This window comes from Streptomyces qaidamensis (assembly GCF_001611795.1).
Taxonomy (GTDB): domain Bacteria; phylum Actinomycetota; class Actinomycetes; order Streptomycetales; family Streptomycetaceae; genus Streptomyces; species Streptomyces qaidamensis.
This window is the reverse complement of sequence record NZ_CP015098.1, coordinates 8,400,972-8,421,153: the sequence shown is the minus strand read 5'-3', so window position 1 is coordinate 8,421,153 and position 20,182 is coordinate 8,400,972. Positions and strand designations below refer to the sequence as shown.

General features: G+C 69.5%; 18 protein-coding genes and 2 pseudogenes. 11 read left to right on the top strand and 9 right to left on the bottom strand.

Translation table 11 applies throughout. The features are described 5' to 3' along the window. Nucleotides 1–62: 62 nt before the first annotated feature. A complete protein-coding gene (locus A4E84_RS36870) occupies nucleotides 63–593 on the top strand; it encodes a copper chaperone PCu(A)C (protein WP_237305065.1) in 531 nt (176 codons plus the stop codon). A gap of 156 nt (nucleotides 594–749) precedes the next feature. Here A4E84_RS36870 and A4E84_RS36865 read toward each other — a convergent pair whose 3' ends face one another. From A4E84_RS36865 to A4E84_RS45920, 4 genes and pseudogenes are all read right to left on the bottom strand, one after another. After that, nucleotides 750–2,216, bottom strand: a complete 1,467-nt coding sequence (locus tag A4E84_RS36865; RefSeq protein WP_062930703.1) for a cation:proton antiporter domain-containing protein — start codon at nucleotides 2,214–2,216, stop codon at nucleotides 750–752. A 274-nt stretch (nucleotides 2,217–2,490) separates the two neighbouring features. Continuing rightward, entirely contained in the window at nucleotides 2,491–3,054 is a 564-nt protein-coding gene (locus A4E84_RS45010; protein ID WP_062930702.1) for a hemerythrin domain-containing protein, read from the bottom strand. Between the two features lie 455 nt (nucleotides 3,055–3,509). Continuing rightward, nucleotides 3,510–3,725, bottom strand: a pseudogene (locus A4E84_RS45925) (hypothetical protein); the annotation flags it as partial. A gap of 685 nt (nucleotides 3,726–4,410) precedes the next feature. Next, a pseudogene (locus tag A4E84_RS45920) lies at nucleotides 4,411–4,995 on the bottom strand (sigma-70 family RNA polymerase sigma factor); the annotation flags it as partial. 477 nt (nucleotides 4,996–5,472) lie between these two features. Here A4E84_RS45920 and A4E84_RS36855 point away from each other — a divergent pair. Further along, on the top strand, nucleotides 5,473–5,889 hold the full coding sequence (locus tag A4E84_RS36855; RefSeq protein ID WP_062931779.1) for a four-helix bundle copper-binding protein: 417 nt from the start codon (nucleotides 5,473–5,475) through the stop codon (nucleotides 5,887–5,889). Nucleotides 5,890–6,178: 289 nt separating this feature from the next. Here the strand turns inward: A4E84_RS36855 and A4E84_RS36850 are convergent, their stop codons facing one another. The 4 genes from A4E84_RS36850 to A4E84_RS43800 form a co-directional block, all read right to left on the bottom strand. Then, on the bottom strand, nucleotides 6,179–7,243 hold the full coding sequence (locus A4E84_RS36850; protein WP_062930701.1) for an MGDG synthase family glycosyltransferase: 1,065 nt from the start codon (nucleotides 7,241–7,243) through the stop codon (nucleotides 6,179–6,181). Between the two features lie 380 nt (nucleotides 7,244–7,623). Further along, on the bottom strand, nucleotides 7,624–8,712 hold the full coding sequence (locus A4E84_RS36845) for a PP2C family protein-serine/threonine phosphatase (protein WP_062930700.1): 1,089 nt from the start codon (nucleotides 8,710–8,712) through the stop codon (nucleotides 7,624–7,626). 1,398 nt (nucleotides 8,713–10,110) lie between these two features. Further along, nucleotides 10,111–11,256 carry a site-2 protease family protein gene (locus A4E84_RS36840; protein WP_079129272.1) on the bottom strand — a complete coding sequence of 382 codons (1,146 nt, stop codon included), beginning with the start codon at nucleotides 11,254–11,256 and terminating at the stop codon, nucleotides 10,111–10,113. 159 nt (nucleotides 11,257–11,415) lie between these two features. Beyond that, nucleotides 11,416–11,760, bottom strand: a complete 345-nt coding sequence (locus tag A4E84_RS43800; RefSeq protein ID WP_063827540.1) for a hypothetical protein — start codon at nucleotides 11,758–11,760, stop codon at nucleotides 11,416–11,418. A 215-nt stretch (nucleotides 11,761–11,975) separates the two neighbouring features. Here A4E84_RS43800 and A4E84_RS36830 point away from each other — a divergent pair, with 215 nt between their 5' ends. The 6 genes from A4E84_RS36830 to A4E84_RS36805 all read left to right on the top strand — a co-directional run bounded on the left by A4E84_RS36830 (nucleotide 11,976) and on the right by A4E84_RS36805 (nucleotide 16,896). Further along, nucleotides 11,976–12,458: a retropepsin-like aspartic protease family protein gene (locus A4E84_RS36830; RefSeq protein WP_159029669.1), complete on the top strand. Its 483-nt coding sequence runs from the start codon at nucleotides 11,976–11,978 to the stop codon at nucleotides 12,456–12,458. Nucleotides 12,459–12,717: 259 nt separating this feature from the next. After that, on the top strand, nucleotides 12,718–13,287 hold the full coding sequence (locus A4E84_RS36825) for a PRC-barrel domain-containing protein (RefSeq protein ID WP_062930698.1): 570 nt from the start codon (nucleotides 12,718–12,720) through the stop codon (nucleotides 13,285–13,287). A gap of 3 nt (nucleotides 13,288–13,290) precedes the next feature. Beyond that, nucleotides 13,291–13,731: a PRC-barrel domain-containing protein gene (locus A4E84_RS36820; protein WP_062930697.1), complete on the top strand. Its 441-nt coding sequence runs from the start codon at nucleotides 13,291–13,293 to the stop codon at nucleotides 13,729–13,731. A gap of 533 nt (nucleotides 13,732–14,264) precedes the next feature. After that, nucleotides 14,265–14,807, top strand: a complete 543-nt coding sequence (locus A4E84_RS36815; protein ID WP_237305064.1) for a copper chaperone PCu(A)C — start codon at nucleotides 14,265–14,267, stop codon at nucleotides 14,805–14,807. 134 nt (nucleotides 14,808–14,941) lie between these two features. Next, nucleotides 14,942–16,324 carry an SGNH/GDSL hydrolase family protein gene (locus tag A4E84_RS36810; RefSeq protein ID WP_237305063.1) on the top strand — a complete coding sequence of 461 codons (1,383 nt, stop codon included), beginning with the start codon at nucleotides 14,942–14,944 and terminating at the stop codon, nucleotides 16,322–16,324. 26 nt (nucleotides 16,325–16,350) lie between these two features. Further along, the gene (locus A4E84_RS36805; RefSeq protein WP_237305062.1) at nucleotides 16,351–16,896 is read left to right on the top strand and encodes an Asp23/Gls24 family envelope stress response protein; all 546 of its coding nucleotides are present in this window, start codon (nucleotides 16,351–16,353) and stop codon (nucleotides 16,894–16,896) included. Nucleotides 16,897–16,935: 39 nt separating this feature from the next. Here the strand turns inward: A4E84_RS36805 and A4E84_RS36800 are convergent, their stop codons facing one another. Beyond that, complete coding sequence (locus A4E84_RS36800; protein ID WP_159029668.1) at nucleotides 16,936–17,121, bottom strand: hypothetical protein; 186 nt, start codon at nucleotides 17,119–17,121, stop codon at nucleotides 16,936–16,938. Between the two features lie 440 nt (nucleotides 17,122–17,561). Here A4E84_RS36800 and A4E84_RS36795 point away from each other — a divergent pair, with 440 nt between their 5' ends. From A4E84_RS36795 to A4E84_RS36785, 3 genes are read left to right on the top strand one after another with little or no spacing between them, the layout of a single operon-like run. Next, nucleotides 17,562–18,827, top strand: coding sequence for an NfeD family protein (locus A4E84_RS36795; protein WP_062930694.1), 1,266 nt, complete (start codon nucleotides 17,562–17,564; stop codon nucleotides 18,825–18,827). Continuing rightward, nucleotides 18,812–19,612 (top strand): slipin family protein, encoded by an 801-nt coding sequence (locus tag A4E84_RS36790; protein WP_062930693.1) that lies wholly within the window; start codon nucleotides 18,812–18,814, stop codon nucleotides 19,610–19,612. The genes A4E84_RS36795 and A4E84_RS36790 overlap by 16 nt, the downstream gene beginning before the upstream one ends. A gap of 5 nt (nucleotides 19,613–19,617) precedes the next feature. Next, the gene (locus tag A4E84_RS36785; RefSeq protein ID WP_062930692.1) at nucleotides 19,618–20,007 is read left to right on the top strand and encodes a DUF3040 domain-containing protein; all 390 of its coding nucleotides are present in this window, start codon (nucleotides 19,618–19,620) and stop codon (nucleotides 20,005–20,007) included. The last annotated feature ends 175 nt before the right edge of the window (nucleotides 20,008–20,182 follow it).

Below are 20,182 nucleotides of genomic sequence, written 5' to 3'. Positions count from 1 at the left end.
GGAACGCGAACGGGCAAAGTGTCGCGAAGCCGAAGGCGAGAGGGGCAAACATCGTGGGAAGAGTGACTGTGGCACTGTTTCGCAGGGGTTCCACGCGTGGCTGCGCGGTCCTGCTCACCTCAGCCGTCCTCGCACTGACCGGCTGCGGTTCGGACGAGGGCTTCGATCCCCAGCAGTGGGACGCGCCGGGGCAGAACGCGAAGGTCGGTTCAGTGCTGGTCCGCTACGCGCACATCGCGGAACCGCGCGGTGGGCCCTGGCGACCGGGAGACGATGTCCCCGTCTACATGTGGCTCTACAACAAGGGGCCTGAGACGGATCGGCTGATGAGTGCCTCGACGCCGGCGGCCCGCTCCGTTCAGATGGTGGACGGACAGGGCGAACCGCTGTCGGGCGGTTTCTCCCTCCCCGTCGACGACCTCCAGGAACTCGAGTCCGGCAAGACTCATCTCGTCCTGCGCGATCTGCGGCAGGTGGTACGAGGCGGCGACTTCCTGGAGTTCACCGTGCGATTCGAGAAATCGGGAAGCGTCTCCTTCAAGCTGCCTTCACAGATTCCGGCCTACGACTCCAGCCCTTCGGCCGCGGGGTGAACAGCGGTCAAGTGACCGCCGGCCCGACCGGTTCCGGACGTACCTTGTCGCTGGAGCAGGCATCGCGGTCATCCGTACGGCACTGAACCACGTCCTCGGACGCGAGATCGCCCAGGAGCGGGCGGAGAGCGCGGAGGGAAGGAAGCCTGCAGCCCGTCAGGTGGAGCCGTCGGTGAACAGGCCGGCGCACCGTTCGTCGTCGTCACCGGTCAGCAGCAGCACCTCGTCGCCCGCCCGCAGCTGCGTGGATCCGCTCACCGGGACCAGGCGGCCCTCCCGAACGACCACGCTGATCCATGTGTCCTCGCCGATGTCGAGTTCGTCCACCCTGCTTCCCTCGGCCGTGGAGTGCCGCTGGACCACATGGCGGGAGACGCCTTCCGGCTTGTCCCGCAGCCGGACGCCGAGTGCCCACGGTTCCAGTTCCACGGACCGCATCGGTACCCGGCACCCCCGGGCCACCGTGGGCACCAGTGAGCCCTGGACGAGGACGGAGAAGACGACGACCACGAAGATCACGTCGTAGAGGCGGTCGGCGTCCAGGGCGCCGGAGCTGACGATGTAGCTGCCGAGCAGGACCGGCACGGCCCCCTTGAGTCCGGCGAAGGCCAGGAACACCCGTTCCCCCACGGTCAGGCTCATCGGCCACAGCAACACGGCCATGACCACCGGGCGGACCAGGAAGGCGAGCACCACGGCCAGCACCAGTCCGTCCACCCACGCCCCTTCCCCGGCGAAGGTCCACAACGGCACGGTCAGACCGAGCATCGTGAACGCGACGATCTCACCGAGACTGCCCAGAGCGGTGTGGAAGCGCTCGATCTCCCTCTTGTACGGGGCGCGGACATCCCCCAGCAGCACACCGGCGAGGAAGACAGCCAAGAAGCCCGAGCCGTGCGCGACCACGGTCACCCCGTACACGGCGAACGCGCCTGCGAGCGTGCGCAGGGGGTACAGCCCCTCGGCGGGCAGCGGCACCTTCTGGATGAACCACTTCAGCGCCCAGCCGCCGGCCACGCCCATGACCCCGCCGATGGCCATCTCCTGCGCGAAGAGCACGGCGGTGTGACCGGCGGTGGTGAGGGCCGATCCGGACGAGCTGCCCAGCAGCCCGGCCATCAGGGCGATGCCGACGGGGTCGTTGAGGCCCGACTCACCGGGCATCAGCGTCCCTGTCCGGCCGGTGATCTTCCGGCGGCCGAGCACGGAGAAGACGACGGCGGGATCGGTCGGTGCCAGCGCCGTACCCAGCAGCAGGGCCGGTCGCCAGTCGAGACCCAGCAGATAGTGCGCGGCGGCGGCGAGCAGGCCGGCGGTGGCGAACGTGCCCAGTACGCCGATCGAGAGGGCGGCCCGCGCCTCCGGCTTGAAGCGCCGCCATCCGATCTCCATACCGCCCTGGAACAACAGCACCACCAGGGCGACGGTCACCACGTCCTGCACGGTTCCCATGGAGAGCCGCCGCAGGGACGGGAAGACGTCGACCGCGACGGCCGCGACCACGAGGAAGAACACCGGGGCCGGGACACGCGTGCGTTCGCTCAGCCGGTTGGAGAGCACGGCCGCAAGGCCGGCCACCGCGACGACCAGGATGGCCAGCCCGAACGACCACGTGCCCTCCACCTGCTGAGATCCTTCCTGTCCTGGTCCTCATCCGCGGCACCGAGCGGGGCAGAGCGCGGCGGTCCGGGCGTGCGGGGCGGTCAAGCCCGGCGTCCACGTCCGGAAGGGCTGCCGACAGGATCTCGGCCAGATGCGGTGGGATACGACCGGTTCCGGTCTGCTGCATCGACGACTTTGCCGTACGCCTGGGCCGTTGAGACGCGCGGGCAGCCGCGTCTTCCCTTCCTCCCAGGGTGTCTCCGGTCGGGCGGGGTCAGACGGGCGCGACAGCCGGTCAGGACCCCTTTCCGCGGCCGGTCAGAGCGTCCCTGACACGATCGACCATGCCCGCCCCCGGGGCCAGCAGCTTGTTGGCGGGCGGGGTGTCCGGAGCGGAGGGGTGCGGCCGGGTCGGTGCGGTCTTCTTGGCGTGGCGCACCTTGTCCCCCAGCTTCATCAGCTCCTCCTCGGACGTCGCCTCCCGCAGCCGGGGGAAGAGATCGTCCTCCTCGTCGCGGACGTGCGAGCGGATCTCGGTCATCAGTTCGCCGATGAGCCGGTCGAACTCCGGGTTGTCGGGCTCAACGCCTTCGAGTTCCTTCATGGTTCGTTCGGCCCCGGCATGGTCCTCGATCTCTTTGTCGGCGACGAAGTCGCCGTCCGGCAGGAACGCGCGCACTGCCGGGTACAGGTAGGCTTCCTCGGCCACCGAGTGCCGCACCAGCTCGATCACGGCCTGGTCCGCGTACTCCTTGCGCTGCTTCTCGCCAGGGGCCAGGGCCTCGATCTTCCCGAACAGTTCCTCGACCTCGCGGTGATCAGTCACCAGCTCCGCGATGACGTCTCCTCCATGCCCCATGGTTCGGACCTCTCTCGTTCTCCGGCAGGGCAACGCCCGGTGGGTATCCCTGCCGTCTCGCGGGCAAACGAGCCGGCGGCGTTCGGAGCGGGGAGCGGCCGTGCGGGCGCCCCGGCTCGCGCTGTAGGCGCTCAGCGTGCTGCGAGCACGGCACAGCTCGCTCCGGCGAAACCCGGCCGTCACGGTGCAATCGAGTCGCCCGCTCGCCCAAGCCTGCGGGGCTGGGCGTGCACGCCTGGTCTCCGGTACGCCGCGCGTAACACGGTCCTCCGCGCCAGCCTTGTCGCGGTCACAGGACGTCAGCTCATCGGTCGGCCCTCGGCGAACGCGTTCCGCGTGTGCGGCGACGTCTTCGAGGTGGGAGTGGTCCAGCCGGCTCGGTACCCCTGACCACCCCGGAGCAGCGGCCGGGCGCCGCGCTGGACCGGCGCTTGGACGCGAGGTGGGTAGCCCGCTCAGGTGTGCGCAGCGCCCAGGTGGATCCCGACGGGTAGGCCTCCACCTTCGCGGCGCGGCGACAGTGGGCAGTGTCGCGTAAGCACTGGTACCGGTTTCAAAATGACGGCCAGGGCTTTCGGTCCTTCGGATCCGCACCGTCGGCCCTCGCGCTCTGCGGGCTCGCCGATTTGCCGGCCGTCGAGGTCGAGCAGGGTGACGCCTGGGTGGCCGCGGAGAGAGCATGGAACTCGGACGGTGAGGTAGCAGGGGACGTCTCCGCGGCCCTCTCATCGCCGGTGCGTCCCGCGCCGCGTCGACGGAAACGAGGGCAGGGGCACCGCGGCCGTCGGGCGCACGAGGCCGGCCGGGTGAGCCGGATCTCCCTTCCGGAACGGCCCGGCGGGACCGAGGGAAGAAGCACCACTCCCCCATCTCGCCCGTGTGCGCCGCGCCGGAGGCCGAGCGCCGGTCCTGTGTCCGACGCACGTCCTCCCCTGGTTCTCGCGAAAACGCTGCGGGTGCCTCATTCCGCCTGCCACCCGCAGGGGAAGGCATGCTTCGGCGGAGCGGCGTGTGCGGACGTGGCTTTGGCGAAGGGCGAGTCCGCGCGCCCCGCAGGGAGGGGGCATGCTGCGAGGTGTCGAGTGGCGGACGGCCCTGGTCGCGGCGGGGCGGCCGGGGGTGACGCGAGGGTGACCGGGCCAGTGCCTGAAGGGCGACGGGCGGGCGCCGATGCTTCCGGGCGTTCGGTGCGGCGTCGCCGACAGCGTTCACCGAGGGGCGCGCGTCCCGGGTCTGCGGGTCCGGTGGGCCCTCTTCAGGGGCTTCTGGGGCAAACCCCGAAGCCGGGTCCGACAGCCCGGCGCGCAGTTGACTCAGACAGTGCTTCAGCAGCCTGGACACGTGCATCTGGGAGACACCGACGGCCTCCGCGATCTGCTGCTGCGTCTGTTCCCGGAAGAACCGGAGATACAGGATGTGCTGTTCTCTCGCGGGAAGCCGACTCAGGGCGTGCCGCAGTGACAGGCGGTCCACCACGAGGTCCAGTCGCGGATCGCTGTCACCGATCAGGTCGGCCAGGGCCGGGCCCGTCGTGTCGCCACCCTCGGGGCTCGAGTCCAGGGAACGTGGGTGCCGCGCCCCTTCCGAGCGCATCGCCTCCCGTACGGCTTCCTCGGACAGATCGCAGGCTTCGGCGATCTCCGCAGGCGTCGGCGCATTCCCCGGTGTGCGTTGTTGCAGTTCCTCCCGCGCCCACCACACACGCTGCCGGGCCTCCTGGACCGGGCGGGGCAGGCGCACCAGGCCACTCCTGTCCCTCAGGTGGCGCTTCACTTCCCCGGTGATGGTGGGCACTGCGTAGGACAGGAAGGCGTGCCCTCGGTGGGGGTCGTAGCGGTCGACGGCCTTGACGAGTCCCAGGCAAGCGACCTGGAAAAGGTCCTCCTGGTCCTCACTGCCGGTGATGCGGAATTTTCCGGCGATGCGACGGGCCAGGGGCATGAGCTGACCGGTGACCCGTTCGCGCGCCACCTGGCGCTCGGGCCCGGGGGGCAGAGTGGCGACGCTGCACACCAGTTCATCGATGCGCTGGGGGGAGGAGAGCATGTCGCTCTGCTCGATGGGTTCAGCGAGGATGCTGTCGGGCTTCATGCTGATCCCTCTGACTATGGAGGAGTGGTCGAACTCACGAGTCCCCCCTCTTATTTAGCCTATGCAAAGGTCATTTTGTGCGCTCGTCGCGCGACCCGCAGTCGGACAGCCGCCGGATGGGTGCCGCACACCGCTTGGCGCCCCCGCCCGAGGGGCCGCGTCAGGATCCGCCCGCGCGACGCGGGCCGGCAAGCACTGCCGAATCGAGTCAGCCTCACCCACGCGGCCCGCCGGTTTCGTGGCACGGCCATGGTGAAACCCGGCCTGTAGTACGGCCGCCCGCTCAACGGAATAGCGGGCGCCATGGCACACGACCACTGTGAGGCGATGAACGTGACCACTTCTGTGAAGGAAATGCTGGACACCTACCCCGCTGACCTGGGCGGTGTAGACCGCGAGGCAATGGCGAAGTGCATCCAGGAGTGCATCGCCTGCGCGCAGGCGTGTACCGCGTGTGCGGACGCCTGCCTGTCGGAGCGCATGGTCGAGGACCTGACCAAGTGCATCCGTACGAACATGGACTGCGCGGACATCTGCAACACCACGGCATCGGTGCTCTCCCGTCACACCGGCTACGACGCGAACATCAGCCGAGCCGTGCTCCAGGCGTGCGCCACCGCCTGCAAGGCTTGCGCGGAGGAGTGCGGTAGCCACGCGGACATGCACGATCACTGCCGGGTCTGCGCCGAGGCCTGCCGCAGCTGCGAACAGGCATGCAACGCACTGCTCGCGGAGCTGAGCTGAGGTCCCACGCCACTGTGGTCACCGGACGGCTGCGGATACGCCGCACCCTCCCCCTCAGCGGCTGTCCGTCGGCGTATGGTCGCCGGGCTGATCGGCCTTGCTTCGTCCACGAGAATGTCGTGTACAAGGTGCTGCTGGTCTCGTTGCTCACGCTCGTCTTTGACACGCACGCACTCTGACCAGCAACAGACAAGTCCTCAGTGGGCCGCCTGCGGGTCTACCCGTTCCGGCGCCGCAGGGCACCGAGGACCGGTCTGTCCGTGAGGAGCCGCGCCCCTTTCGGCCGCGATCACCTGGTGGACAAGGCGGCGAGAGCGGCCACTCGGGCCATCACGTCGCCTCGGAAAAGCTCGCGTCCGCGAGCGATACGGCGCTCCCGTTCCGCGCCGTCCGTCGACAACCGGCCGAGGGCTTCCAGCAGAGCCGTACCGTCCGCGGCGGTCTCCGACACACCGAGCGCTTCCATCCGTCGCACGCCGTCGGCCCCATGACCAGGAAGCGGACGATAACTCACCACGGGCAGCCCGGAGGCGAGAGCCTGTACGGCGGTCTGCCCGGCGGCGTTGTCGACAAGGACGCGGGCCGCACGCAGCAGGCCGGGCATGTCGGTGACCCAGTCCGGTACCAGAACTCCCGGAATGCCGCCCATACGGGCCCGCAGGCGCTCATTCCCACCACAGAGCACGATCGGCAGCAAACCGGCGGCGGCCAGCAGTCGAGCGGTTCCCCCCAGTTCCGAGGCGGCTCCCCATGCACCTGCGGACAACAGGACGGGAGGGCGCCCAGGACCGTGGGCGGCGAAACGCTGCCGCCATGCCGGGGCACCGGCGGCCGGAGCGAAGAACTCGGGTGCCACGACCGGACCTGTCGTCTCGACGGGCACCGTGATGCTCCGGCTCACTTCCCGCGTGGCCTCGTCGGTGAGGCACAGGTACAGGTCGTTGCCGGGATGGAGCCACTGACGGTGGACGGCGAAGTCGATCAGGAAGACAGCACTCGGCGACCGCAGTCGTCCCTGGTCCCTGAGGTGACCGGTCAGCTGCGCGGCAAGATGGAAGACGGGAACCACAACGTCGGTCCCCGTCCGCTCCGCCAGCGCCGTCAGACGGCCGCCCGCCAATCGGGCGAGGGGAAGACCGCTGGGGCGGTGTTGCGTGCCAGGGCGCAGGAACGCCTCGTACAGGCCGGCGTACGCCCAGGGGAAGTGCCGTACGGACGCTTGGTAGAAGAGGCGCAGCCCGGTGCCCAGGCCGCCCGGCAGCAACTTCAACAGGTCCACGATGTGCGCGTGATGACCCTGGCGTCGGGCTCGCCGGGCGAGTTCACGGGCCACCGTGTCGTGACCCGCTCCCATGCTCGCACTGACGATCAGTATCCGCAGCGAGCCGCCCGCCGACGCGCAGCGCCGGCGCGGTACCGGAGATGGTGAGTGCACGGCATGATGGGTCTCCGCCCGTTGCGCTGCTGAAACGCCCCTTGCCGTTCAGCCCTCGGCTGCCGCGCTGGGCCCGCCTGGGCGCTGCGGCCTCGCCTCGGCCCGAAGCCACCGGTCCCCTCACGCATCTCCAGTCCGGCGGTGTCATCGCTCAGGGCCGTCGGCCGCGCCAGGGGCGAGAGCAGCGGCCATGAGCGGCTACCCGTGCGCCAGCCAGAACGGGAAAGGCAAGGGCCGCCTCGCGTCACTGCTCGGCCGACAGGTGCCGTCGGACGGGCCCCGCGGGAGTGCCGCCTCGCTCACGCCGCGGGAACGGATTTCCCTTCCCCATGACTGTGGTAGCGCAGCAGGAGCATCGCGGCATCGTCGTGAGGCGGTCCGGCGGAGTGCTGTGCAAGATCTTTACGCAGAGCCTTCAAGGCGCGGTGGGCGTCCGGGGCGTCCAACAGGTGCGCCCGCTCACCGACGGGATAGAAGCCGCCCTCCTCGTCGCGGGCCTCGGTGACACCGTCGGTGTACAGCAGCAACTGCTCACCTGGGGCGAAGCCCACCCCGTAGGGAACCGGGCTCTCGCTCGCATGCGCACCGAGACCCAGCGGAAGCGCAAAGGCGAGCGGCTCTGGGAACTCGACCGCGCCGTCCCCGCGCACGACCATAGGGGCCGGATGTCCGTAGTTGAGGAAGACTGCCTCATGAGCCGTTCCTATCTCGGCGAGGATCGCGGTGACGAACTTCTCCCCCTCCAACTCCCGGGCCATGCTCCGCTCCAAGCGCTCACCCACCCCCGCGAGGTCGGGTTCGTCGTATGCCGCCTCCCGAAAGGCACCCAGCACCACGGCCGCTGTCTCCACTGCGACCAAACCCTTTCCTTGGACGTCCCCGACGATCACTCGCACGCCGTACGGGGAGGCCACCACCTCGTACAGGTCCCCGCCGATCCGCGCCTCGGCGACCGCCGAGGTGTACGACACCGCCACCTGCAGTGGGCCCGCAGTCAGGGGTACGGGCCGCAAAAGCACCCGCTGGGCGACCTCGGCGATCGACCGCACGCTGGCCAGCTCCGCCTCCCGGCGCGACCGCGACACCGCGGCCGCGACCCCGACACCGGTCACGCCCGCCACGGAGGCCAGCGCCGTGTAGCCCCTGCGCTCGTGAAACAGCCCGTCGTACAGCCCGAGGGCGACGCACAACACTAGGGCCGCGAGCCCGAACACCGCCGTACGGCGCCACCCCCCGACCAGCCCGGCGAAGGCCGGTCCGAGGGACACCAGTGGCAGAAATCCGACACCGGGGCCGGCCAGGACGTCCACCACAGCCACCACCGCCATCACCACGACCGGCATGCAGGACAGCAGCGTCCAACTCGACGGCGTCTTCTGGTCGGTCATGCGGTACTCCTGCAGGGTCGCGGCTGTCGAGAGCCGCCGGACTTCTCTGCAGGCGCCCCTCCTCCACTTTTAGACTATGCAAAGGCGGCTTCCGGGGGACGACTCTCACCCTGGGTCCTTTACCCAATCGAGTCCCAGGGCTGTTATTTCCGATGCACGAAGGCGGTCATGCCCGACCGGGACACCGCACCCTGCCGCCCCCGGCCCAGCACCAGTTGGCGACGACTGGCCCTGATCCTGCCGATCTACGTACCGGAAGCGGGACTTGCCCCCTCTCTTCGGCAAGCGACTCCTGCTGCGGCACCACCCCGGACGCGGGCCGACTGGTACCTCTCCGACTGGTACCTCATCCTGCGCGCCCGACCGAAAACGCTGGTCCAGTTCGGCAACCGCCCGGAGGCGGTCACCACCCGCTTCCTACCAGCCGAGGAAGGCCCATCCGCCAGTGAGTGCGCAATTTCTCTCGAAGACGTACTGGCGATCTATTTTTGCTCTGTGCAATGATCTGATCGCGGGGCTGACCGGCGGTCGGTCGGCACAGGACAACCCTCCAGCCGTCGGTCAGCCTCCTCGCACAGACAGAGCCGCGAGTACGCAGCACTTCCCGGGAGGAACAGGTGACGTGACCATCCCAGAGCCGGACAGAGAAGGAACGCCGGACGACCCTGATGCCATGCCATCCATCAGCGACGAGATCTGGCTGCAATTCCTGACGGACGACGAGCGAGCCATTCGCGAGTCCGCTCCCAGAGAGCCCTCCGCACAGGAGCGGGCACCCGCTCGGCACCCCAGCCGTCCCGACACCGGCCCGGAGGGCCGCTGCAGTCCACCTCCGGCCCACGCTCCGACAGACAACAGGGCGGACACGGTCGGTGACCTGTGGCACCCCGACGATCCACAACCGGCTTGGCGAGAACTCGACGGTCGCGGCAGGCTCCGCCGGTGCGGTCGCGTGATCGCCACGGCCGCGGCCATAGGTCTGGCCCTCGGGGCCTGGTCCTGGCTGTCCACCACAGCGGGCACGCCGCGTAACGAGCCGGGCGGCGGTACCGTCCAGGAACTGGAAACGGCGCCGAAGGCAGTGCCTACGCCAAGCCCCGCGCCGCCAGGCACTTTTGAGGGATCGTTGCAACAGTGATCACTGACGTGTGTCGGCGGGCAGTTCACACATGCGCTCGACCGGGGTCTCCCAGGCGAACGTCTTGCGTTGGCGGCTGTTGAGTCGGCAGCGACAGCACTCCATGCCTCAGCGGAAAGTCTTTCGGCACGTGTTGTCCGAGTCACCCGACGGTCCCGCCGGACCTCTCCCGTCGAAGGAACCCGGCCCGCCAAGACCGGACGTGCCGACCCTCGGCCGCGGCAGCATCAGGTCGGTCAGGGCCCTGAGGGCTGCGGACGTCACAAGGTCCGTTTCCGCCAGGCGGATGATGAGCTCAGCCAGGACGTGACACGGCTGATGTCGGAAGAAGAGACGATGCCGGCCAGCCGGCTCCCTTCCAGTACGAGGGCGCGGTGGGTGGGATTGGCCTGCAACTCGGGAACCAGCCGGGCGAGCGGGTCGTCGGGACGAGGAGTCGGCAGGTCGTCGACCGGCACCATCACGTGGGTGACGGGGACGGAGGGCCGTTCCTTCTCGGCGACCACGTCGGCGCCCTTGAAGGTGACCAGGCCGGCCGCGGTGTTGTCGGCGTCGACGACGGGGAAGGCCGAGTGGCGATAGCGGAAACGGGGGTCGGCCAGGAACTCGCTGATCGTGGTGGCGGCCGGGACGGTCACGGGGTCGGGTGTCATCGCGTCGCTCACCGGTATTCCGCCCAGCAGTTCCCGCAGTTTCGCCTGGCCGCCCTCCGCCGTGGCCACCGCGATGACGAACCAGCCGATGACCACCAGCCAGATGCCGCTGAAGAGGGCTCCGACCAGGACGAGGTACAGGCCGACAGCCACCAGCACCCATCCCAGGAACCGTCCCGCAGCCGTGGCCACCACGGTGGCGCGTAGCGGGCTACCGGTTTTCCACCACACCGCCGCTCGCAACAGCCGGCCGCCGTCCAAGGGCGCGGCCGGCAGGGCGTTGAAGACGGCCAGCAGGATGTTGATCCCCGCGAGCCAGGCCAGCGCCTCCCCCACGAGTCCGGCATCGGAGAACGCGGCCAGCAGTCCGGCGGCCAGAGCGAAGAGCCCGCCGAGCAGCAAGCTGACCAGCGGCCCCACGCCGGCTATGCGCAGCTCCGCTCCGGGGGTGGTCGCCTCGCTCCTGAGCCGTGCGAGTCCGCCGAGCAGCCACAGGGTGATGTCCTCGACGGACACTCCGTTGCGACGGGCCACCAGCGCGTGGCTGATCTCATGGGCCAGCAGCGACAGCAGGAACAGCGCCGCGGTCACCCCTGACGCGAGCCAGTACTGCCATGCCGGGCGGTCAGGATGGGCCTCACGGAAGCTGCCGCCTGCCAGCCCCAGCAGGATCAGGACGAAGATGAACAGGACGCTCCAATGCACCCCCACCCGGATACCGGCCACACGGCCCAGTGAGAATGTCGCCCGCACAGCAGCCACCTCCCGGTTCGCCCGCGATGTCCATGTGGGGAGGGCGGCGATGCCGATGGGCTCGTACCGTGAGCCTGCGTCCTGTCCCGCAGCGGTCGGCCACCTGGGCTCCCGGAAACAGCCGAACCTCTGATGGCACCTACGCGCGAGATGAGTACGTCAGTGCCCGAAGATGTGCCGACCGCGACGGCGGCGGCCTGATCGGGACGGCTTCGGGCGCCGTCCTTCTCGCTCTTCTGTCGCCGGGCCGGCCGACGGGGATGCGGAGACCTCATGCATGCGACGACGATGCCGTTTCTGTCCGGCCGCGAGCATCGCCAGTCCGAGACAGAAGATCAGCGTCAGTGCCACGCCCGAGAGGAAGACTCCAGGCGGGGTCAGCGTCGCGATCTGGTTGCCGAAGATCTCCACCGCGTAGTCGGGGCCGCCCGAGAAGTTCTCCACGACGGCGATGGCCGCGAACGCGCCGGTGGCCAGCACGAGCAAGAGCGCCAGCAGGAGCATTGCTCTTACCCTCCTCTGCCTCTTTGCCCCCTCCTCGTGTCCTTGTGACGGATTACCCCCGAGTCAGGCGCCTGACACAAGTTTCGGGATCCGCCACAGTTCGGCGCCGGTTTGCGCGGCTGTCGGGCGGGCACCCCGGCCGCATGAGCACGCGGGACGAGAGAGCGTCCGGCGCGAGACATCGGCGAAGTCCCCGCCGGCTCTTCGCGGCACTGGTGACCGCACCGTTGCTCGCGGGCTGCGTTGTGGTCGGGGACCGCGACGACCCGAGCGCGTCGCGGACTTCTCCGGGGGCCGCGCGCGACGTACCGCTCAGGGTCATCGAGCGGGACGGCAGGACGCTGGCGTTCGTCCCGGTCAGCATCGAAGGCCGGGGGCCCTTCTCTTTCGCCCTGGACACCGGGGCCTCCACGAGCGTCGTCGGCGAGGAGGTCGCCGACCGTGTGGGCCTGGAACGCACCGGCGAGCGACGCTCGGTGAGCGGGATCATCGGCACCGGGGAGGTTCCCGTCGCCCGGGTGGACCGGTGGGAGGTCGGCGAGATACGTCTCGACCCGGGTGAGGTCACGGTCATCGACCTGGGGCCGCCCAGGGGAAGCCGAGGCATTCAGGGCCTGCTCGGTTCGGATGTGCTCAGCGACTTCGGCTCGATCACCGTCGACTACGACGACGGCACCCTCACCCTCCCCGCCACGTGACGACGCCTACCGGCGCACGGCTGTCCCTGTCCGCTCGACACCGGAACATGTCCGGAGAGATCCTGAAAAAGTAGACGCACGGGGTTGCCGTCCGGGCGAAGAGGAGCACCGAAATGGAATGGTGGAGCTGGCTCATCATCGCGCTCGCGATCCTCGCCGCCGTCGCCGTCTGCGTCGCGGTGCTCCAAGCGCGGCGCCGGTCCGGTGGAGTGATAGCGCAGGGTCGCCGTCCCCCGGGCGAAGGGGAAGGACGGACGTCATGACCGTCTACATGCGAGCCGGCGAGATCGCCAAGAAGCCCGTGGTGACCCTGGCGGGGGACGACATCGGCCAGGTCAAGGACCTCGTCTTCGACTCCTCGACCGGCGACATCCGATGCTTCACCCTCGCCGGCCGCGGCCTGCTCGCCGGTCCGCTCCACCGCGCGTTGCTCTGGAGGAACGTCCACGCCCTGGGACCCCACGCGGTCATGGTCCGCGACGAGAACGCACTGGAGGAGGACGACACCGCCGCCGGGCCGGGCGAGGACGAGCGCGCCGGGGTCGACGTACTGGGTGTCGCGATCACGACCCGCAGCGGCACACGGCTGGGAACCGTCACCGACGCTGTCATCGCGACCGGCCGGAATCCGGCGGTGGCGGGCTACGAGGTGGAAACCGCCGAGCGCCGACGTGTTCTCCTGCCCGTCGCCGGCCCCGTCACCGTTTCCGGTGAACGCATCCTCGTCCCCGACGCCACCGCAGAGCACAGCGCGGGGGACCTCGGAGGGTTCGGTGCCGCCGCGGCGGGGCTGCGCGACCACCTCCCTCACGACCCGCAGGAGGGCTGACCGATGCTGCTCAGCAGAGCCCAGGGCAGGGCCGTCGTGGACCTGGCGACGGCCGAGACCATCGGAACGGTCGCCGCGTGCACCGTCGCCCCTTCGCCGTCGCGTATCTCCGGTCTGCGCCTGAAGACGCGGGGACGCGGACATCACTCTCTCCACTGGGAAGACGTCCAGTCCTTCGGACCGGACGCGGTGTCCATCGAGGAGGCCGACCGCATCCGCGACGAGAAGGACATGGACACCGGCGATCACGCCCACGCCGTTCACGACCCCGTCGGCAAGGCCGTTCTGACCGAAACGGGGCTCGAGAAGGGCACCGTGATGGACGTCGAGTTCGACGAGCAGTCAGGACGCGTCGCCCACCTGCTGACCGGTGAGGAGCAGATCCCGGGCGACCACCTCATCGGAGTCGGCAGCTATGCGGTGGTGGTCACCGCCCCGCAGTGACGCGCATCGGAATCTCCTGTTCTGCCGGCCGCACAGCGATGCCACCCTTGCGGCACTGCTCGACGGCTCATGCCCGGTGCCTCGCACATGCCAGGAGCGCCCACGGTCGATCGCTCTTGAAGGGCTGAGTTCGCACAGCTTCAGACAGCGGGCCTTCGCGGCGCGCCCCGGATGCAGGCCCAGGCGGTGGTGGCAGGGTCTCGAGGAGCGACTCTCCGGCCGCCAGTGCCGCGTCGAAGTCCCCGGTCGCCGCGATCGACGACGCGGCCTACTCCGTGGAAGAAGCTGTCGGCGTGGTTCTCGGCAGCCGTGATCGGCAAGGCTGCTCTCGCCCCCGCTCACAACGACCAGCCCAGCACGTCCATGACCGCAGACCGGCCGGGATGCCGCGGAGCACGGGCGCCTGCAGCCCTCGCCGTCTGTCCCGTTCCTCCGACCGGACCAACGGCTGAAGCACCACAGTGGTGGCGTGGCATGCCTGACAGCATCGAATGTGTGCCACCCGAACCAGAAGGAACGGCATGAAACTTCCCATGAGGACATCGAATCCGTGGCGCAGGGCGGTCACGTTCATGGTGGTGGGCTGTCTCGCCGCTGTCTGGGGCGTCACCGGGTGCAGCAGTGAGGAGAACGGGTACAACCCCCCTGGTGCCAACGCGCGTGTCGGTCCGGTCCTGATTCGTTACGCCCATATCGCCGAACCCCCAAACGGCCCGTGGGAGACGGGGGACGACGCTCCCTTCTACGTTTGGTTGTTCAACCAGGGGCAGAGCACCGGCAGGCTGCTCGGCGCGGAGACGACCGTCGCACGGTCCGTCGACATCGTGAACGCCGACGGCGCCGTACGAGGGCCGGTCGCACTCCCTTCCGGCAAACTCGTGGAGCTGGAGAAGGGGCGCGCGCACCTGGTGCTCAGAGACCTGCGCCGGCAGATCCGGGGCGGAGACTATGTATGGATCACCCTCCGCTTCGAACGCGTCGGCGAGATCGCCCTGCAGGTGCACTCCCAGATCCCCACATACGTCGACGACGACGCCACCGACGCACCGGGACTGACATCCCCGTCACCGGAATGACGGTTGCGCCGGTGCGATGGCCGAGGGGGATGAGCGAGCGGGTAACCGCCCGTACCGCGCAACGCTTCCATGAAGTGAAACCCAGGCGGCAACGACCGGCGCGGCGCGAACCCGGCCGGGGGCGACACAGGGCAGTGATCATCGCTTGGTACGCCCTGGGGCTGTCGGGGCTGGCACTGGCCGCGGTGTGGCTGGCTGTGCGGATCACCCCGCTGCAACCGGTGTCCGCGGCAGGCCAGACGGTGCGCGTGGGCGCCGCCCCGCTCGGGTGGAGCCTGTCCGGCCCCGGTCAGCTCGATCTGTTCGGCCAGACGATCCCGACAAAACCGCACTTCGACGGGCCGATCAGGCCCCGGCTGGAGCTGACCCGCATCAACGAGGACGCGGAGGTGGCCCGCCTCCTGCGGTCCGGCGATCACGAACGGCTCACCCTGGAGGTGGGCCGGAAGCTGGCATCGGGCTGGATCCGCTACGGCGCGTGGGAGACCGCGGTGGCCGCCGGGCTGGTTACGCTTCCGCTGCTCGCCTGGACGGGCCTGCGCCGCATACCGCCCGGCAGGACCGTCCTGGTCCTGGCCACCGGCCTCGCCCTGGTCACCGCGGTCAACACCGTCGGTCTCCACCTGATGGCCTCGGACACCCCGCAGGTGCTGCGCGAGGTACGGTCGCTGCGAGATCTCGTCGGCGCCAGCCCTTTGGCCCCGGTACCCAGGGCCGAAGGCCCGCCCCTGGGCGAGGTGCGGGCGGTGGCCCTGGGAGACTCGACCGCCGCGGGCACCGGCAACCGCCCTCTGCCCGACCCCAGCGACCTCGACCGGGCATGTCAGCGCAGTGCGGACTCGTACCCCCAGGCGCTGGCCCGTGCCAACGACTGGAAGGTACTCAACCTCGCCTGCTCCGGCGCCACGGTCCGCGACGGCGTCCTGGGTGTACAGATTCTCGGAGAACGGGTGGCCCCACCCCAGTTCGCCCAGGCGCAGCGAGCCACCGAGGCGTTCGCCGTCATGGTCAGTGTCGGGGCCAACGACGTGCGCTGGTCGGACCTGGTCCAGCTGTGCGCGATCTCTCCGTCGTGCGACGACCGTGCCTCAACGGCGTTCTTCCAGAACCGCCTCGCGCGCTTCGCCCTGGACTACCGCACGCTCCTGCGCCGCCTGGCCGCCCTCCCCCAGCACCCGACGGTGCTGGTCAACGAGTACTACGACCCCTTCGGCCCGGACGTCAGCTGCCTGAGCGATGAAGGTCTCACCCGGCGCAAAGCAGAGGTGCTGAGCTCACGACTGGCCGCCCTCAACTCGGTCCTGCGCCAGGGAGCCGAGACCGCGGGCTTCACCACGGTGAAACCGGACTTCGAAGGACACCGCCTGTGCAGTGCCCAGCCGTACGTCCAAGGGCCGGCGGACCGCGCCCCGCTGCACCCGACGGCCGCCGGAGCCCTGGCCATCGCCCTCTCCAATCAGCAAGCCCTCCCCGCGGACGCCCAGCTACTGCCGACAGGGTCAGCTTTTCCCCGTTAAGTCCAATAGGCCTAGAGTTTGAAGGGATGGCAACGCTCGCAAGCCAGCTCCGAGAGCGTGAGGTGACCACCATGCCGGAGACCACGGACCGCACCAGCGCCAACGCGGGGACGAGATCCCGCAACGAGGCGGGCGAGAAGGGGACGACGCTGAAAGGCCGCAGGGGTACCGACGCTCCTGGCGGGATGCGCGGGGACACCACTGTCGCGGACAGGGTCGTAGCCAAGATCGCGGGCATGGCCGCCCGCGAGATCCCCGAGATCCACAACCTCGGCGGAGGAATGGCCAGGGCGTTCGGGGCAGTGAAGGAACGCGTACCCGGCGCGAGCGGCGACATCACCCGAGGGGTCAGCGTCGAGGTGGGTGAGCGTCAGGCGGCTGTGGACCTGGACGTCATCGTCGAGTACGGCGCCTCCATCGTCGACACCGCCGGGGACGTACGCGCCAACGTCATCCAGGCAGTGGAGAACATGACCGGCCTGGAAGTCGTGGAGGTGAACATCGCCGTCCATGACGTCCATCTGCCCGACGAAGAGGAAGAGTCCGAGGGCGGCGGAGGGCGCGTCGCCTGATCGTCGCGCCCCTGGCGCTGGAGGACCGAGCCGCTTCGGTCAATCAGGAAGATCGAGTTGGCGCAGTGGGGTGCCGTCGTCAGCGGCATGCTCCGCTTCCCTGCGCAGGCGGGACCGCTCCTCGGCGCTCGGCTTGCCGAACCGCACCAGGGCCCGGGCCAGCACCTCCTCGTGCGGCTGTCCGTTCCCCGTGCCGTCGGTGCGGGGGTGGCTGCTGGTGGTCATCTCGGGATCGCCTCGTTCGCCCACTTCGGCGGGTCTCCTTGCATTTGCCGCTGCCCGGAAGGAGTGGGACAGCTCAGCTGGACGTGAAGGGTGCGGCCGGGCGGCTTCTGTCCGGAAGGCCAGCCCGTCGTTTCGGCGATGAGGGGCAGCCGTTCGCCTGCTCAGCCGGCGGGAGCCCCTTCAACTCCGTGCAGATTGCCGTAGCTCGGCAAACTGCACGGGCCCGAAACGGCCACCGTTGAACGGACGCGACACCCTCTTCGGCCGGACCGCAGGGGTATCCACTCGACAAGCGTCCGTGGCAGGGGCCGCAACGGTCAGGACGGGTGTCAGCGACAAGGGGGCCCGGCGGTATGCCCCGACTCCGCTCAGCGCCTGTGGTCCGGAGGGTCGTCGGGATCCTCCTGACAGCGCTTGCCTGCCTTCTGGCCGCACCGGCCATGAGCACGGCGCAGTCGTCGTCGGTGCTCGTCACGCGGGTCGACGGCACGATCACCCCCGTCATCGCTGATCACCTTGAGGAGGGGCTGCGCGCGGCCGGGCGGGAAGGGCACGCGGCCTATGTGATCGAGATGGACACCCCCGGGGGTCTGCTGCAGTCGACCCGGGAGATCGTGCAGGGGTTTCTCGCCTCGGACGTCCCCGTCATCGTGTACGTCACCCCGCCGGGCGCCCGCGCGGCGTCCGCGGGTGCCTACATCACGATGTCCGCGCACGTGGCCGCCATGGCCCCCGGGACCCATATCGGGGCCGGCACCCCGGTGACGGGCCAGGGCGAGGAGGCGAGCGAGAAGGTGGTCAACGACTCGGTCGCGTTCGCCGTGTCCATCGCCGAGCAACGGGGCCGCAGCACCGACTTCGCCCGGGACATGGTCCGTGAGGGCACCTCGGTGTCCGACCGTGAGGCCGCCCGCACCGACGTGGTCGACCTCGTGGCGTCCTCACGTGGGGCTCTGCTCGACGAGGTGGACGGCCAACGAGTCGTCGTGGGCGCGCAGGGCGCGGAGCACGAGGTCGTGCTGAACACGGCGGACGCCCGGGTCGAGACGCACGACCTCGGGTTCTTCGGTGAGGTCCGGCAGTTGCTGGCCAGTCCGGAGCTGGCGTTTCTCTTCCTGTCGATCGGGACCCTGGCCGTGATCTATGAGCTGGCGAGCCCGGGCGTGGGGGTGGGCGGCGTCATCGGTGTGGTCCTGCTCGTGCTCGGCTTCGTGGCGCTGAGCGTGCTGCCCTTCAACGTCGCCGGTCTTCTGCTGCTGTTCCTGGCCGCGGCCCTGTTCGCCGCGGAGGTGCTCACGCCCGGGGTCGGTGTCTTCGCCGCGGGCGGGGCCGTCGCCCTCGTCTTCGCCGGGATCCTGCTCTTCCGCGGTGAACTCGGGGTCGATCCCGCTGTGCTGTGGCCCACCGCGGTGGCGGTCGGCGGTGGCGCGGTACTCGCCGGGCGGCTGGCCTGGCGAGCGCGCAGGGCGCCCGCGACCACAGGGCACGAGGGCCTGCTGGGCCGCGTTGCCGTCGTGCGCCGGGTCGAGGGCGAGACCGGGCAAATGTTCCTCGACGGCGCCTGGTGGGCCGTCCGCGGGCGCACCGCCCCCGTCGCCGCAGGACAGCGCGTACGCGTCGTGGAAGTCGCGGGGCTCGAACTCCTCGTCGACGCCGACGACGGCCCCCGGAACGAACAGGAGGACAGACCATGGACACCGGATTGATCGGCATCATCATCGGCGCGGTCGTCCTGCTCATGCTGCTGATGGCCTCGGTGAAGATCGTGCCCGAGTACGAACGCGGGGTGATCTTCCGCCTCGGCCGGATCATCGGCGCCAAAGGGCCCGGCCTCTTCTTCATCATCCCCGTGGTGGACCGCATGGTCCGCGTCTCCCTGCGGACCATCACCATGGACATTCCCCCGCAGGACGTCATCACCAAGGACAACGTCACGGTCCGGGTCAACGCCGTCACCTACTTCAACGTCGTCGATCCCAACCGCTCCGTCGTGGCCATCGAGGATCATGTTCAGGGCACCTCACAGATCGCCCAGACCACACTGCGCAGCATCCTCGGCCAGGTCGATCTCGACGAGCTGCTGATCAACCGGGACGAGATCAACCAGCGGCTCCAGCGCATCATCGACGGCGTCACCGACCCGTGGGGCGTCAAGGTCACCCTCGTCGAGGTCAAGGACGTCGAACTGCCCGAGGCCATGCGCCGCGCCATGGCCCGCCAGGCCGAAGCCGAACGCGACCGGCGCGCCAAGGTCATCCACGCGAAAGGCGAGTACGAGGCCGCCGAGACCCTCGCGGACGCGGCCGACCGCCTCGAAGGCCACCCCGCGGCCCTCCACCTGCGGATCCTGTCCACCATGGCGGAGATCTCCGCCGAACGGAACTCCACCCTCATCTTCCCGCTGCCGATGGAGATCTTCCGCCTCGTCGACATGCTCCGACAGCCGAAGGAGCCGTCCGGTGCCGACCCCGTCACACAAGGGCCGAGGTGACGAGCATGAACCCCGAGATGAACGACGGACGCATCATCGCGCAGCTCGAACGGCGCCTCGCGCAGGACGATCCGTCGCTGGCCGCCGTCATGGACGCCCTCAACCAGCAGTTTCCCGACGAGCCCCGCGACGGGACCACCGACAGCCAGAAGGAAACCGACCGCCAGGAGAGAACTGACAGGCGGGAGGCGACCGACCGCCAGGAGGGAACCGACAGCCAGGAGGAAGAAGACGAGCGACACAATCGGTGGCTGATCACCATCACCGTGTTCGTCATCATCGTCTTCCTCGGCCTCTTCATCACCGCGGTGCTCAACAGCAATCCGCACCGCGCAGGGAACCCGGGTCCCCCGCAGGGGCTCGCTCAAGCCGTATCCGTACACACACCCGCCTGACGTGGAGCAGTCCCCTTGACAGCTTTTGCATAATGCAAAGGTATGGAAGGGGCAACAATGCGCAACAGCCAGGCGGTCACAGACCCCCAGCCCGCGAAGCGATGGACCGGGACCGCGCCGAGCGGTCTCCGACCCCCGCGCACCCTGGGGGGTTGGGGCTCCGCGCCCTGGGCCC